Below are 15,102 nucleotides of genomic sequence, written 5' to 3' on the forward strand. Positions count from 1 at the left end.
CGTCTCTCAGGGGCGCGCCGCCTCTCCCGGGAACGCGGCCCGTTCGCCGCGCCGATCGGGTAAAAATCCAGTCTGATCAGTACGGTTCACCCACCCGCACGATCTTCAGCGTGTTCGTTCCGCCGGCCTGACCCATCGGCTCGCCGACCGTCAGCACCACCATATCGCCGTGCGACGCATAGCCCTTGCCGACCACCGCCTCAAGCGCCTGCGCGAGCGCCGTGTCGCGGTCGGTGTTGGTGTCGAGGTGCAGCGACGTCACGTTGCGGTACAGCGCCATCGCGCGCTCGCTGCCGGTACGCGGCGTGAGCGCGAAAATCGGCACGTGCGTCCAGTGACGCGACATCCACAGTGCGGTCGAACCCGATTCGGTCAACGCCACGATCGCCTTCGCGCCGAGATGATAGGCGGTGAAGAGCGCGCCCATCGCGATCGACTGGTCGATCCGCGTAAACGTGCGGTCGAGGAAGTCCTTGTCCAGTTCCGACTGTTCCGACTTTTCCGCCTCGAGGCAGATCGCGGCCATCGTTTCGATGGTCTGCACCGGATACTTGCCCGCCGCCGATTCCGCCGACAGCATTACCGCATCGGTGCCGTCGAGCACGGCGTTCGCGACGTCCGACACTTCGGCGCGCGTCGGTACCGGGGCGTGGATCATCGATTCCATCATCTGCGTGGCGGTGATGACGAACTTGTTCGAATCACGCGCCATACGGATCATGCGCTTTTGCAGCGCCGGGACTGCGGCATTCCCCACTTCCACAGCCAGATCGCCGCGCGCGACCATGATGCCGTCTGAAGCGTCGAGGATGCCCTGCAGCGCCGGAATGGCTTCGGCGCGCTCGATCTTCGCGATCATCTTCGGCTTGATGCCGTAAGGCGCGCCCGCGATGTTGGCCAGCTGGCGGGCCATTTCCATGTCGGTCGCGTTCTTCGGGAACGATACCGCGACGAAATCCGCGCCCAGGGACATCGCCGTCTTGATGTCTTCCATGTCCTTTTCGGTCAGCGCCGGCGCCGTGAGGCCGCCACCCTGGCGGTTGATGCCCTTGTTGTTGGACAGCTCGCCGCCGACCTTCACCGTGGTGTGAATCTCGGTGCCGAGCACGCGCGTGACGTTCAGGACGATCAGGCCGTCGTTCAGGAGCAGCACGTCGCCTGGTTTCAGGTCGCGCGGCAGATCCTTGTAGTCGAGGCCGACGCGATCGTCATTACCGAGTTCGCAGGCTGAATCGAGGATGAATGAATTGCCGGCGATCAGCGTCGTCTTGCCGTTTTCGAACTTGCCGACGCGGATCTTCGGGCCTTGCAGGTCAGCCATGATGGCGACTTCGCGGCCAGCCTGGCGCGCGGCTTCGCGGACGAACTCAGCGCGTTGGCGATGGTCGTCGGCAGTGCCGTGCGAGAAGTTGAGCCGCACCACATCGCAGCCGGCCTGAATCATTTGCAGCAGGATTTCCTGCGTACTGGAAGCCGGGCCGATGGTGGCGACAATCTTGGTGGCGCGATGCATGAGTCTCCTCGTCTGGATAGGTTCGCTGGATTGAGCGCTGCGAGTCGGATTCGGTGGCGTTGCCGGGTGAGCGGCTGCCTGGGGTTGCGCGCTGGCTTGGGCCTGCGTCGCTTTGTTTGATGTGTGCAGAGCAGCTTTGGCCGGTGCTGCAGTGTCTGGAGCCTGCGCGCCGGACTGGACCGGCGCTGCGTGATCGGGTGTGACGGGCGTTGCTGGCACGGGGGTTTGCTGCGCCAATGCTGCATCGTCCTGAGCCGCCGGGGTGGTTACGCCGGCTGGCACCGGCGCCGCCTTGCCGGGGCGCGCGCTGCGCTCCCCGGCGGCTGTCGCGCGCGACGTGGGCCGCGCCTTGGCTGATTTCGTCGGGGAGCGCGTCACCACGTTATGCCCGCGATTCCAGGATTTCGACGGCGGGCAGTTTCTTGCCTTCGAGGAATTCGAGGAAGGCGCCGCCGCCCGTCGAAATGTAGCTGACCTTGTCGTGGATGCCGTATTTGGCGATTGCCGCGAGCGTATCGCCGCCGCCTGCAATCGAGAACGCCGGCGACTTTGCGATCGCGTCAGCCAGTGTTTTCGTGCCGTTGCCGAACTGGTCGAATTCGAACACGCCGACCGGGCCGTTCCATACGATCGTGCCGGCTTTTTCCAGTTGCGCGGCCAGTGCCTTCGCGGTGTCCGGGCCGATATCGAGAATCAGGTCATCGTCCTCTACGTCAGCGACGGCCTTCACTTCGGCCTTTGCCGTCGGCGAGAATTCCTTCGCGGTGACGACGTCCGTCGGAATCGGCACCGATGCGCCGCGGGCCTTGGCGGCGTCGATGATCGCCTTCGCTTCCTTCACCAGATCGGCTTCGGCAAGCGACTTGCCGATCTTCAGGCCAGCGGCCAGCATGAACGTGTTAGCAATGCCGCCGCCGACGATCAGCTGGTCGACCTTGCCGGCCAGCGAATCGAGAATGGTGAGCTTCGTTGACACCTTCGAGCCGGCGACGATCGCCACCAGCGGACGCTTCGGCGCGCCGAGCGCCTTGCCGAGCGCGTCGAGTTCGGCGGCCAGCAGTGGACCCGCGCAGGCGACCGGCGCGTACTTCGCGATGCCGTAGGTGGTGGCTTCGGCGCGGTGCGCGGTGCCGAATGCGTCGTTAACATAGACGTCGCACAGCTTCGCCATTTTCTGCGCGAGTTCGTCGGAATTCTTCTTTTCGCCCTTGTTGACGCGGCAGTTCTCGAGCAGCACGACCTGGCCGGGCGCGACGTTCACGCCGTTTTCGACCCAGTTAGCGACGAGCAGCACATCACGGCCAAGCAGTTCGGCGAGGCGCTTTGCGACCGGCGCGAGCGAGTCTTCCGGCTTCAGTTCGCCTTCAGTCGGACGGCCGAGGTGCGAGGTGACCATGACGGCCGCGCCGGCGTCGAGCGCATCCTTGATGGCAGGCACCGAGGCGCGGATACGGGTGTCTTCGGTGATGTTGCCGTGATCGTCCTGCGGCACGTTCAGATCGGCGCGAATGAACACGCGTTTGCCGGCGAGCTTGCCTTCGGCGATCAGATCGGTGAGACGCTTCACTTGGGTCATGGTGTCAGGATGCAGTTGATTGGAAGGCGGTGACGGACAGCGCGCGCTACCTGCAAAACAGGCTGAACAGGCGCCGGCGGCATCGGCCGCGGCTTCGCGCAGTGATCCGGAAGAGAGCTATTTTAACCGATACCCATGACGTTCTTACCCGCGCGGCCGCGAATGTCCAGCATTTGAGCGCAGGCGAAAGCATGCTGCGACGCAGCATTGCCGGCAAGCCGATGCTAGACAACCAGTCGCAGGAAGGTGAACACCGCCATACCGATGAGAATCGTGCCGAGCATGCTGCGTCGCCATAGATACCACGCGAGACCGGCAAGCGTTGCGTAGAACTCGTGGTTCGACAGGCCGAACGACAGCCCGTTGGCCGTTTCGAGCACGTCGGGCAGGACAACCGCTGCCAGCGCGGCCGCCGGCGCGTAGCGCAGCATGCGCTGCACGCGCTCCGGCAAGACCGTGCGTTCGCCGCCGATCAGGAACATCGCGCGCGTGAAGGCGGTGACGAACGTCATGCCGAGAATGGCGAGCCAGACCTGCGTGGTGGTCATCGGGAATCTCCGGCGCTGTTGCGGATGCGGCGCAGGTCGGCGCGCTCGACGATCGAATCGGTGATGCTGCCGGCGACGATCGCCGTGATCACCGCCAGCGGCAGCGCGAGCCGGTACGGCAGGTCGAACGCGAGCAGCGAAACGACGCCCGCGATGGCAACCGCCACCGCCGTGGAGCGCGTAACGATCGCCGAGACCATGAGCGGCAGCAGCACAAGCGTGCCGGCCAGTTCGAGCCCCCAGTTGTCGGGGAACAGGCTCGCGAGCAGGATGCCGACCACCGAGGACACCTGCCACGACGTCCAGCTGGCAATCGCCATTCCCCAGAAATACGCTTCCTTGCCCGGCTGGAAACCGGTCGGGAAGCTTTTCTTCTGGAACAGCAGATAGATGATGTCGCCGTTGAAATAGCCGATCAGCATGCGCCGCCACAGCGGCAGATATGCGAAATGCGGCGCGAGGCCCGCGCTGAAGATCACAAAGCGTGTGTTGACCATCGCGGCGGTGAGCAGGATCGTCCATACCGGCAGCTTCGCAGCGAACAGCGGCAGCACGGCCAGTTGCGACGAGCCGGCATACACCGCGAGCGACATGCCGAGCGCCTGAGGCAGCGTCAGCACGGATTTGCTCATCGCGATGCCCGTGACGAGCCCCCAGGAAAAAATCGCCATCAGGGTTGGCGAATAGTCGCGCAGGCCCTGGCGAAAGGCGCGGCGATCAACATCAGAGAGGCGAGCGGGCATTTGGACGGAGCATGGCGCCGCGCGATGCGCCGCCGTAGCAGAAAGGACACACCGTGTCGGAAAACATCCGCTGGCGCATCCGGAACTGATTTATGTGTGCGCAGAATTATAGCGTCCGTAAGGTGGCTGAATGCCCGTTCCGTGTGCAAAAGACGCTAAAATAACGGACTTCGCCGCTTGACGAATCTGTGTTTTGGCTTTCTGCGCCGCGCCGCCTGGCCTGTTTTCGGGCCCGTGATGACGCCGCGCGTTTCGGCCAGATCGTCCCGACGGCATCACAGACACCTCATTACGCACCGCCTGGAGAATCGTATGTCAATGGCCGACCGCGACGGCAAGATCTGGATGGATGGCAAGCTTATCGACTGGCGCGATGCCAAAATCCACGTCCTCACCCACACGCTGCATTACGGCATGGGCGTCTTCGAAGGCGTGCGCGCGTACAAGACGGCCGACGGCGGTACGTCGATCTTCCGTCTGCAGGAACATACCAAACGCCTGTTGAACTCGGCGAAGATCTTCCAGATGGATGTCCCGTTCGACCACGAAACGCTCGCCGCCGCGCAGCGCGAAGTCGTTCGCGAGAACAAGCTGGAGTCCTGCTATCTGCGCCCGATCATCTGGGTCGGCTCGGAAAAGCTCGGCGTGTCGGCGAAGGGCAACACGATTCACGTGGCGATCGCCGCGTGGCCGTGGGGCGCTTACCTCGGCGAAGACGGATTGAAGAAGGGCATTCGCGTGAAGACGTCATCGTTCACGCGTCACCATGTGAACGTGTCGATGGTCCGCGCGAAGGCGTCGGGCTGGTACGTGAACTCGATTCTGGCGAACCAGGAAGCCACCGCCGACGGTTACGATGAAGCACTGCTGCTGGACGTGGACGGCTACGTCTCGGAAGGCTCGGGCGAGAACTTCTTCCTCGTGAACAACGGCAAGCTGTACACGCCCGATCTGGCATCGTGCCTCGACGGCATCACGCGCGACACCGTGATCACGCTGGCGAAAGACGCGGGCATCGAAGTGATCGAAAAGCGCATCACGCGCGACGAGGTCTACACCTGCGACGAAGCGTTCTTCACCGGCACGGCCGCCGAAGTCACGCCGATCCGCGAACTCGATAACCGCACGATCGGTTCGGGCGCGCGTGGTCCGATCACGGAAAAGCTGCAATCCGGCTTCTTCGATATCGTGAACGGCAAGAGCACGAAGTACGCGAACTGGCTGACGAAGGTTTAAGCCTTCGTTCGTTCCTTACGTCACGCTACGCGCCGCACGCTGCGTTTTCATCCGAATACAACGAGAAAGTCCTCATGAGCGAAATCAAGGAAATGCCGCTGGTTGAACTGTCGGCAAAAGATCTACCCGCGTATTGCCCGAATCCGTCGATGTCGCGCTGGAGCACGCATCCGCGCGTCTTCATCGACGTCACGCACGGCGAAGCACGCTGCCCGTACTGCGGCACGCGCTACAAGCTGCGCGCAGGCGAAGTGGTCAAAGGCCACTGAGCTCGCACGCGTCGCGGCGGGCAGCCGCGCCGGGCCGGATATCGTTCCGGCCTGGCGCACTTTGCCCAGTCGTCTACCCCTAACACCCTGAACGCCGCGCGCCTCCGTGCGCGGCGCTTCATTTCGACACCGGAAACACACCCTGATGCGTCGCGCGTTGGTAATCGCACCGAACTGGATCGGTGACGCATTGATGGCGCAGCCGCTTTTCTCGCGGCTCGTGAAACTGCATCCGCGCATCGCGATCGATGCGGTTGCGCCCAGCTGGGTCGCGCCCGTGCTCGAACGCATGCCCGAGATTCGCGACGTCTACGCCACCGATCTCGCACACGGCAAGCTGCAGATGCTGCGCCGCTGGCAACTGGCAAGCGATCTGCGGGACGTCGGCTATGACGCCGCCTATGTGCTCCCGAACTCGCTGAAGTCGTCGCTGATCCCATGGATGGCGGGTATTCCGCTGCGCATCGGCTATACCGGCGAGAGCCGCTATGGTCTCTTGAACGTGCGTCACGCGAATCCGCGCAAGGAAGAGCGTCCGCCGATGGTTGGCCAGTACGCCGCGCTCGCGTACACGCCCGGCGCGAAGGTGCCCGAGGATCTGCCGATGCCGCGCCTCGACGCCGATCTGAACGAAGCGTCGCGCGTATCGGCGCGCTTCAATCTGGATACGCGCGTGCCGCTGGTGGTGTTCTGTCCGGGCGCCGAATACGGTCCGGCCAAGCGTTGGCCGCCGGAGCATTTCGCGGCGCTCGCGAAGATGATCGGCCAGTCGTTTCCCTACACGAAGATCGTCGCGCTCGGCTCGCCGAAAGACGCGCCGATCGCAGAGGCGATTGCCGACCGCGCGTCGAATGTGCGCAACCTGTGTGGCCAGACTGCGCTCGGCGAAGCGTGCGCGCTCATCTCGCGGGCGAGTGCCGTCGTCACCAACGATTCCGGATTGATGCACGTCGCAGCGGCGCTGCGCCGGCCGCTGGTGGCCGTCTACGGCTCGACTGATCCGCGCCACACCCCGCCCCTGTCGGAGCTTGCAAAGGTACAATGGCTGCATCTCGAATGCAGTCCCTGTTTCCAGCGCGAGTGCCCGCTCGGCCATCTGAACTGCCTGCGGCAGCTCAGCGCGGAACAGGTTTTCGATGACCTGCGCGGCATGCTGGTCGCGCAACGCTAGAACCGTCTGATCGCCATACGCATGCTTCATCGCGTCATGCCTGCGCCTCACGGCGCGGGCATCCTCGCGGAAGTCCTGCATTGCCGGGGCCTTGCCGCTGACTGTCGAGACGTCCGGAGACGCACCCGGACACGCAACCGCGCGCGCCGCGCACATGAGACTGACGAGCCATGCCACGTTTTGCCCATATCTTCGAAGCCGCTGCCGACACCCTCAACGCCTGGTATCAGGCCATCGCCGAGGTCAATATCGACAGCTTGATGGGCCTGTGGATCGATGAAGAGTTCGTCAGCTGCATCTGGGCGGACGGCTCGCACCTGCATGGCCTCGATAGCATCCGCGCTGGCCTTTCCGTGCAGCTCGAAGTCAATCGGGTGTCCATCGAACCGCTCGATATCCGCGTCTACGACAGCCTTGGCACCGTGGTTTACGCGATCGCCGAAGCGCATCGCCCGGCCGATCCCACCGCCCAGCCCGCGATGGTTTTCACCACCTACGTGATGGTTCACGAGCGCGGCGAATGGCGCATTGCGCATATTCACGCGAGCCCGATGCCCGACACCGCGGCGAGCCAGTTCGCGGCCAAGATGCGGCACGGCCAGGGGCCGCTGCACTGACGGTTGCTGTTTTTCTGTTTCTTCGATTCGATTCGATCTGATCTGGCTGGTTGCTGGCATGAGTACGACGCACAACAACAATGGTTCTGCCCCGTCGCCCATCAAGGACGTCGCGGAACTGCTTGCCGATCTCCACTATCGCGCGCCGTTATGGCTACCGAACGGCCACGTTCAAACCATCATTCCCGCGCTGTTTGCACGCCTGCCTGAGGTCGCCTACCGGCGCGAACGCTGGGACACGCCCGACGGCGATTTCATCGAACTCGACTGGCTGGTTCGCGAGTCTTCGTCTGCCGCTGGCGAGCATGAGCGTGCGACAGATGCCCGCAACGAAGACAAGCCGCTGTTCGTGCTGTTTCACGGCCTCGAAGGCAGTTCCGCGTCGCACTATGCCCGCGCGTTGATGGCCGCCGCGCGCGATCGCGGCTGGGACGCCGTCGTGCCGCACTTCCGCAGTTGCAGCGGGCCGCTCAATCTGCTGCCGCGCTTTTATCACCTCGCCGATAGCAATGAAGTCGACTGGATGCTGCGACGTCTGCGCAGCATTCATCACGGGCCGATTGTCGCGGCAGGCGTGTCGCTTGGCGGCAATGTGCTGCTGCGCTGGCTCGGCGAACGCGGTCGGGATGCGTCGTTTGTCACAGCCGCCGCCGCGATTTCCGCACCGCTCGATGTTCACGCAGGCGGGCGCGCGCTCTCGCAGGGTTTCGGCAGGATCTACACGCGCAACTTCCTGAAGACGCTGAAGCTGAAAGCGGATCAGAAGCTCACGCAGTTTCCTGGCCTGTTCGATCGTCACACGATGCTCGCAAGTCGCACGATGTACGAATTTGACAACGTCGTGACCGCGCCGCTGCATGGCTTTCGCGATACCGACGACTACTGGACCCGCGCGACGACGCGTCCGCTGCTGCCTGACATCGCTGTGCCGACGCTCGTGCTGAACGCGCGCAACGATCCATTCCTGCCGGGCTCAGTGCTGCCGTCACGGCATGAGGTGTCGGCGTTGGTGGAACTCGACCAGCCGGATCACGGTGGTCACGTCGGCTTCATGACCGGGCCGTTCCCGGGCCGCATCGACTGGCTCGCACAGCGGGTTTTCGGCTACCTCGCACCCTTCGCCCACCATGGATGACATCGTCAAACAGGCGCTAGCCAAATGGCCAAACGTGCCGCATTGCACCGGCTGGCTGCTGCTCGACCGGCGCGGCAACTGGCGGATGCGGGACGAAGCCGCGCAGGCGCGTGGCGCGCCTGGCGAACCGATCCGTCATGAGGCGCTGCTCGGCTTTATCAATCGCAATTACGAATCCGACGCGCGCGGCCAGTGGTTCTTTCAGAACGGCCCGCAGCGCGTGTATGTAGAGCTGGTCTATACGCCGTGGATCGTGCGCCTCGCCGTGGATGCAGAAGGCGCGCTGGCGCTCACCGATCAGGCCGGCGGCACGTTCGTGCCCGCTGCGGTGTTTCTCGACGATGAAGGCGGCATCCTGTTCGCGGATGCGGCGAATCCGCTGCGCGTAGCCGCGTTGCACGACCACGATCTCGATCTGTTCTCGGAGCACGCCGTCGTTCTACCGGACGGCAGCGGCGGTGAATTCCACTGGCGCGCCGACGCGACGTTGCCGCTACAGCCGATCCCGCGAGCCGAAGTCGCTGCACGCTTTGGCTTTGTCGCGAGTCCTGCGGCCGAAGCGGCCCATTAAGGTCCATCGACCCAACCCCAGGCCCAACTGGGCCCAGCCCGCCTCACCCCCGATTCTTGTCGTCTTCGCGCTCTTCCTTGTAGCGCGTCTCGAAGTCATGCAGACGCGCGTCGATCGTCGACAGCTCGTAGTAGCCGGCGGTTTTGATGTCGCGCGCTTCCTTCAACTGGCGAATCGCCGACGGCCACGCCCCTTCCAGCGCAAATTTTTCCGCGAGCGCGCGATGCTGCGTAAGCGCGTCGCCGGTGCCGACGCTCGCCTGCGCAAGATAACGCCACCACAGCGGCTGCTGCGGGTCGCTACGCGTTTCCTTGAACGCGAGCGCCTGCGCATCGGCAAAGCGGCGGGCGCTGAGCAGCGTCTGCAGGCGCATTTCGATGGCGGCGTGCGAGTCCGGCCAGCGACGTTGCGCCACTTCGGCGAGGCGCACCGCTTCGTCGTTGCGACCGGCGCGGCGCGCAATATCGACGGCCAGCACGTCGAGACTCGGCGAGCTGCGCGCCGCAGCGCCTTCGCTGCGCTCTGTCGCGTCGAACGTTTTCAGCGACGTGGCAAGCGATGCCGAGGCGTCGTCGTAACGTTCGAGCAGCATCTGCGCGAACGCGATGCCATACCAGTTAGCCGCGACGTTCAACGCGGTTTTCTCCTCGATCTCGGTGCGCATCCGCGAAATCTCGTCGGCGTAGTCGCTACGCGAACGGTCCTGCAATACCCGGGCCCGGGCGCGTACAAATCCGTATTCTGGTGACTGACGCGGCTGGCGATACGGCGTGCGTCGCGCGCGATCTTCCATGTCGGCGATCCGGTCGCCCGTCAGCGGATGGGTACGCGCGTAGACCGGAACGCCGGCATCGCCCATCGACGCGCGGTCGAGCCGCCCAAAGAACGTCGACATGGCGTACGGGTCGTAGCCCGCCCCGGCCAGCATCTGGAAGCCGACGCGATCGGCTTCGTGCTCGGCCGCGCGGGAGAACCGCAACTGGTTGTCGAGCGCATAGGCCTGGCCGCCCATCACGATCGCGCTGCCCAGGTCGCCGCTGTGCGCGGCGACGCCAGCGAGAATGCCCAGCAGCAGCGCGGCAAGCGCCGCGTAGCCGCTGTGCTCACCGGCGGTGATCATCCGCGCGATGTGCCGCTGCAGCACGTGTCCCATTTCGTGGCCGATCACGGAAGCCAGTTCCGACTCAGTTTGCGTCGTGACGATGAGGCCTGTGTTCACGCCGATAAAGCCGCCCGGCAACGAAAAGGCGTTGATCTGCCGATCGCGTATCGCGAAGAGATCGAAGTCAGGCTGGTAGCCGCCGATGTACAGCGTGCTGGCCGCCGTCGACAGTTTGCGGGAGACCGAATTCAGATAGTCGCGCACGAGCCAGTCGTCGAGATAATCGGGATCGGCGCGGACTTCGCGCATCACGCGCTCGCCGAGCTTGCGCTCGGCTTGCGGCGTGAGCGTGCCGCCTGAGCCGTCGCCGAGATCGGGCAGTTGCAGCGTCGAAATCGGTGCGCGCAGACTGACGTTGGCGCCCGGCGTGCCGGCAAAGCGGCTCTGGGCGCCGCCGTACGTGCCGAACACGCCGGGCGCGATATTGTCGGGAATCAGCGGCGAGGCGTACGAACTGATCGGCCCGATTTCGAGCGACGGCGCGTCCGTCGACGCGACATGCGTCGTTTTTGGCGCCGAGGATTGCGCAAACGCGCCCGGCGGCGCCGCGAGCGCGATCGACAGACAGACTGCAAGAAGCTGTTTCAGACGCATTGCGTGATGAGCAAAGGCAAGGTCAGGAACCAGTCGGGGCGCCTCGGCGCGGCGGCGTCGGGCGCGCTTCAATTGTACTCAGTGGCGGGGCGGTATCGTGAGCGCTGTGGCGTGAGATGTTGCGCCTGAGGTCACACCAGCAGTCGCGCCGGTTTCGGGGGAAAGCTGCGCGTACGTCGCGAGGGGCGGAGAATCACCGTCAATCACCGTGGAATGGGCGCTGTTATGATAGGCGCCCTCTAAGGAGCCAACCATGCCGGAACTTACCCATTTCGACGCGGCCGGTCAGGCGCATATGGTCGACGTCGGCGGCAAGCAGGAGACAAAGCGCATCGCGATCGCGAGCGGCACGATCCGCATGCTGCCGGAGACGTTCGCGCTGATCCGCGACGGCAACGCGAAAAAAGGCGATGTGATCGGCATCGCGCGGATTGCGGCCATCCAGGGCGCGAAACGCACCGCCGACCTGATCCCGCTGTGTCATCCGCTTGCGCTCACCCGCGTCGCAGTCGATTTCACGCTGGATGCAACGTTGCCGGGCGTGCATTGCACCGTGCAGGTCGAAACGCTGGGGCGAACGGGAGTGGAGATGGAAGCGCTGACCGCTGTGCAGGTCGGACTGCTGACTGTGTATGACATGTGCAAGGCGGTGGATCGCGGGATGACGATCACCGATGTGAAGGTGCTGGAGAAGCACGGCGGGAAGTCGGGGGACTGGGTGGCAGGGAATTAATTCGCTCTCCTGGATGCGCTTTTCCCTCAATGCATTTCGCGATACCACCCCGGGTGGTCGTCGACGACCCCGATCGCTGCAGTGCGGAACGGAGAAACACGGCGGATCGGGTGGCGGACACGCCGCCACCGTTCACTGCGTTGTCATGCGCTACGACACACCACGCGGTTTCACGCCCGCGCTTCGAGTACGAGATTAAACGGCGTCTCCGTTGCACGACGAAACTGTGTGAAGCCGCCCTTCGTCACCACATCGCGCAGCCGCGCTTCGCCGGCCTGCGCGCCGAGCCCCATCTGGCCTTCCTGCGAAAACGACGCCGGCGTGCAGATCATCGTCGACGCTGAGTAGAAAATGCGTCCGACGGGATTCATGTTGTCAGCGGGGAGATCGTTGGCGAAAGGCTCGACGATCATCCATGTGCCGCCCGGTTTCAGCGACTGCCGCACATGCGCCGCCGCGCCGATCGGATCGCCCATGTCGTGCAGGCAGTCGAAGAACGCTACGAGGTCGTAGTCGTTGCCCGGGAATTCCTTCGCGGGCGCCACTTCGAATGTCACACGGTCGCGCACGCCGCCTTCGCCTGCCATTTGCCGCGCGCGTTGAATCGACGGCTCGTGATAGTCGAAGCCGACGAAGGTCGCATTCGGATAAGCCTGCGCCATCAGCACCGTCGACGCGCCGTGCCCGCACCCGACATCCGCGACTTTCGCGCCGCCGGATTTCAGCTTCGCTTCGACGCCGTCGAGCGCCGGAATCCACGCGCTGACAAGATTCGCCGCGTAGCCGGGACGGAAGAACCGTTCGGTGCCGCGAAAGAGCGAATGATCATGCTGATGCCATCCGAGGCCGAGCCCCGTGCGGAACGTGCCTTCGAGTTTGTGGATGTCGCGGAACATCGATTCGGCTACCTGAAAGAAGCCCGGTATGAAAACCGGACTCGTCTCATCGGCGAAACACATCGCCTGCTCGTCTTCGAGTTCGAAGGCGTCGGCGCCGGCATCGTAGCGAAGGAAGCCGGCCGCCGCCTGTGCAAGCAACCATTCGCGCACGTAGCGCTCGGTGACCTGCGCGGCCTCGGCCACCTGCGCTGCGGTCATCAGCCCCTGCCCCGCCATCGCCTTGTACAGTCCGAGCCGGTCTCCCAGCAGGATCAGCGGTGCCGACGCGACTGCGCCAAATTCGCCCACCATCCGACCCATGAAATTCTGCAGCTTGTCCTGATCGATCTGCATGACCTGTCTCCCGTTTGAGTTAGAAATGAAACGGGCATGCCGCAGGGAAATTGAACGATTTCAGTACGATTCGCTTTCGCGGCGCTCGCTCGGTACGCGAAAGTATAGGTTTGCAGCGGGAAGTTGAAAGGCGATTCAGGGGCGCGCACACATTGCACGTGAGCGCCCGGTCAATGTATTAGCGACATCACTCGTCGCCGGATTCGTCGTCGTCCTGATTGATGTCTTTCGGCGGCGTGCCGTACTTCTTCACAAGTTCGGCCTTGAAACCGGTGAGCGTTTTCTGCTCGTCGCAAAGGTCATACAGATAGCTGAGTTGCGACGGCCAGTCCTTCAGCAACTGCGCAAAAATCTTCAGACGGTCGACCGTGTCGAACGCAGCCTCGGTGTCGCCATTCAACGCCTGCAACACAGCATAGCGACGCAGCACCGTCTCGCCCGGCAACAGTGCGAGCGCCTGCTTGTGCATGGCCAGCTTGTGCGGCAGATCCTGCGCGTTCATCGGCAGCAGCGTCGCCATGCCGTATTCGCCCCATGCCTGGAACAGGAACGTAGGATCCGCCCGATACTGCTCCGCCGGACGCGTTCCGTAGTACAGCACTTCGGCACGCGCATAGTCGCGATAAACCGGATACAGCGAAGCGAGTCCGCCGAAAACAACAAGTGCATAAATGCCGAACGAGACGCCTTGCGGTAAAAGACGCAACGGCTTCGTTTCGAGCACCCCGAAAACAAACATCGCCGGCAGCAGGAAGAACATGTACTGCTGCGGATACTCGACGAGCGCGTGCATCACCAGCGCGCCAATCATCGCCAGCCCGAAAATGCGCGCTGCCGTGTGCGGTGCGCGAACGACGCGGACCAGCCAGCTCACCAGCCCGATAAGGACAATCGCGACGCCGAGCAGGCCCGTTTTCGCGAGCAGATCGATAAAAATATTGTGCGAGTTGTTCGCGATTTCCACGCCGCCGAGCGTCTTCGCGAGATCGAACTGAAAGCGCGGAAACTCACCCCAACCGACGCCCATCAGCGGATGCATCTTGAACATCGTCCAGCCGTATTTCCACAACGCAAGACGCGGCGCGATCTGGCCGGCGTCTTTCATGCGCTCGGCCGCCGACCGGGCGAGGTCGAGATGGTAATGCACGTTCGCCCAGCGGATCGCCGCGTTGACGACGACAAACAACGTCGCCAGCGCAATCGGGACCAGCCACGACCGGTCGCTGCGCTTTCCTGTCTGCCGGTTCGCAGGCTCGTTCCGTCGTTCCGCAAACGCCATCCAGAACCCGGCCAGGACGATCACGCCCACCTGCAGCCACGGCCCGCGCGACACAGTCAACGCGAGGCCCACACTGAAAATCGTCGAGACGATCGCCCATAGCGCGACATTCAGACGCCGTGTCTGGACGAGGTACAGTGCACCGGCCATCGCGAACGCGATGTACGACGCGAGGTGATTGGCCTGCGCCATGTTGCCGAACGGCCGACGATCAATCGTAATGTTGTAGGCCACCACAAGCGGTGTGACCTTGGCCTCCAGGTGAAACAGCTGCACGACCTGACAGAACACCGCGAACAGCCCGCCGACGATCAACGCAGCCGCCATCCAGCGCAACGCCGTCTCGCTCATGTTCGCGCGCGCGAAGCCGTAGCCCGCGTGTGTCGCCATGAACGCGGCCAGCAGGAAACCTGCGCCGAGCCAGTTCATCGACGGTTGCGCGACCGGCAGCACGAACGACTGCGCGACCAGCACGAGCCCAAATGCGAGCGGCACAAGCGCGACAACCGGCGAAGCAAACGAAATCCGCGGCCGCGCGCTCGTGACCAGCAGCGCGACGGCGGCACCCGTCAGCAGATATAGCGAAAGCGCGGTGAACTCGGCGTAGAACGTCGGTATCGGGTACGTGTGATTGACTACCGCGTAGGGCAGAATCAACGCCAGAGCCAGCAAAACGAGAGAAAGATAGCGCGCGAATGGGGTGGGCATGAGTAACCGGGGGCG

At 63.8% G+C, this 15,102-nt stretch carries 14 protein-coding genes; 7 read left to right on the forward strand and 7 right to left on the reverse strand.

The window, feature by feature from the left end; all coding sequences use genetic code 11:
• Positions 1-76 precede the first annotated feature (76 nt).
• The 4 genes from pyk to P3T16_RS14430 all read right to left on the reverse strand — a co-directional run bounded on the left by pyk (position 77) and on the right by P3T16_RS14430 (position 4,380).
• Positions 77-1,513, reverse strand: a complete 1,437-nt coding sequence (gene pyk / locus P3T16_RS14415) for a pyruvate kinase (protein ID WP_429254694.1) — start codon at positions 1,511-1,513, stop codon at positions 77-79.
• 382 nt (positions 1,514-1,895) lie between these two features.
• On the reverse strand, positions 1,896-3,089 hold the full coding sequence (locus P3T16_RS14420; protein ID WP_429342789.1) for a phosphoglycerate kinase: 1,194 nt from the start codon (positions 3,087-3,089) through the stop codon (positions 1,896-1,898).
• Positions 3,090-3,313: 224 nt separating this feature from the next.
• A complete protein-coding gene (locus P3T16_RS14425) occupies positions 3,314-3,637 on the reverse strand; it encodes an AzlD domain-containing protein (RefSeq protein WP_429342790.1) in 324 nt (107 codons plus the stop codon).
• Positions 3,634-4,380: an AzlC family ABC transporter permease gene (locus P3T16_RS14430; protein WP_429255159.1), complete on the reverse strand. Its 747-nt coding sequence runs from the start codon at positions 4,378-4,380 to the stop codon at positions 3,634-3,636. The genes P3T16_RS14425 and P3T16_RS14430 overlap by 4 nt, the downstream gene beginning before the upstream one ends.
• Before the next feature lie 312 nt (positions 4,381-4,692).
• On the opposite strand from P3T16_RS14430, the gene P3T16_RS14435 reads away from it, so the two are divergent.
• From P3T16_RS14435 to P3T16_RS14460, 6 genes are all read left to right on the forward strand, one after another.
• Positions 4,693-5,616, forward strand: coding sequence for a branched-chain amino acid transaminase (locus tag P3T16_RS14435; RefSeq protein ID WP_429254697.1), 924 nt, complete (start codon positions 4,693-4,695; stop codon positions 5,614-5,616).
• A 74-nt stretch (positions 5,617-5,690) separates the two neighbouring features.
• Positions 5,691-5,885, forward strand: coding sequence for a zinc-finger domain-containing protein (locus tag P3T16_RS14440; protein ID WP_429342791.1), 195 nt, complete (start codon positions 5,691-5,693; stop codon positions 5,883-5,885).
• 145 nt (positions 5,886-6,030) lie between these two features.
• Positions 6,031-7,056 (forward strand): lipopolysaccharide heptosyltransferase II, encoded by a 1,026-nt coding sequence (waaF, locus tag P3T16_RS14445; RefSeq protein WP_429342792.1) that lies wholly within the window; start codon positions 6,031-6,033, stop codon positions 7,054-7,056.
• Positions 7,057-7,226: 170 nt separating this feature from the next.
• Positions 7,227-7,673, forward strand: coding sequence for a nuclear transport factor 2 family protein (locus tag P3T16_RS14450; protein WP_429254699.1), 447 nt, complete (start codon positions 7,227-7,229; stop codon positions 7,671-7,673).
• A 58-nt stretch (positions 7,674-7,731) separates the two neighbouring features.
• Complete coding sequence (locus P3T16_RS14455; protein ID WP_429342793.1) at positions 7,732-8,808, forward strand: hydrolase; 1,077 nt, start codon at positions 7,732-7,734, stop codon at positions 8,806-8,808.
• Positions 8,801-9,379, forward strand: coding sequence for a DUF2946 family protein (locus P3T16_RS14460; RefSeq protein ID WP_429342794.1), 579 nt, complete (start codon positions 8,801-8,803; stop codon positions 9,377-9,379). Before P3T16_RS14455 ends, P3T16_RS14460 begins: the two co-directional genes overlap by 8 nt.
• 43 nt (positions 9,380-9,422) lie before the next feature.
• Here the strand turns inward: P3T16_RS14460 and P3T16_RS14465 are convergent, their stop codons facing one another.
• Positions 9,423-11,135, reverse strand: coding sequence for a M48 family metalloprotease (locus tag P3T16_RS14465; protein ID WP_429342795.1), 1,713 nt, complete (start codon positions 11,133-11,135; stop codon positions 9,423-9,425).
• Positions 11,136-11,388: 253 nt separating this feature from the next.
• On the opposite strand from P3T16_RS14465, the gene moaC reads away from it, so the two are divergent.
• The gene (gene moaC, locus P3T16_RS14470) at positions 11,389-11,868 is read left to right on the forward strand and encodes a cyclic pyranopterin monophosphate synthase MoaC (protein ID WP_429342796.1); all 480 of its coding nucleotides are present in this window, start codon (positions 11,389-11,391) and stop codon (positions 11,866-11,868) included.
• Positions 11,869-12,038: 170 nt separating this feature from the next.
• Here the strand turns inward: moaC and P3T16_RS14475 are convergent, their stop codons facing one another.
• Together P3T16_RS14475 and P3T16_RS14480 are read right to left on the reverse strand one after the other, a co-directional pair.
• Positions 12,039-13,100: a class I SAM-dependent methyltransferase gene (locus tag P3T16_RS14475; protein ID WP_429254704.1), complete on the reverse strand. Its 1,062-nt coding sequence runs from the start codon at positions 13,098-13,100 to the stop codon at positions 12,039-12,041.
• Between the two features lie 187 nt (positions 13,101-13,287).
• Positions 13,288-15,087 (reverse strand): PglL family O-oligosaccharyltransferase, encoded by a 1,800-nt coding sequence (locus tag P3T16_RS14480; RefSeq protein ID WP_429342797.1) that lies wholly within the window; start codon positions 15,085-15,087, stop codon positions 13,288-13,290.
• Between the last annotated feature and the right edge of the window lie 15 nt (positions 15,088-15,102).

The organism is Paraburkholderia sp. GAS42 (assembly GCF_050436565.1).
GTDB lineage: Bacteria > Pseudomonadota > Gammaproteobacteria > Burkholderiales > Burkholderiaceae > Paraburkholderia.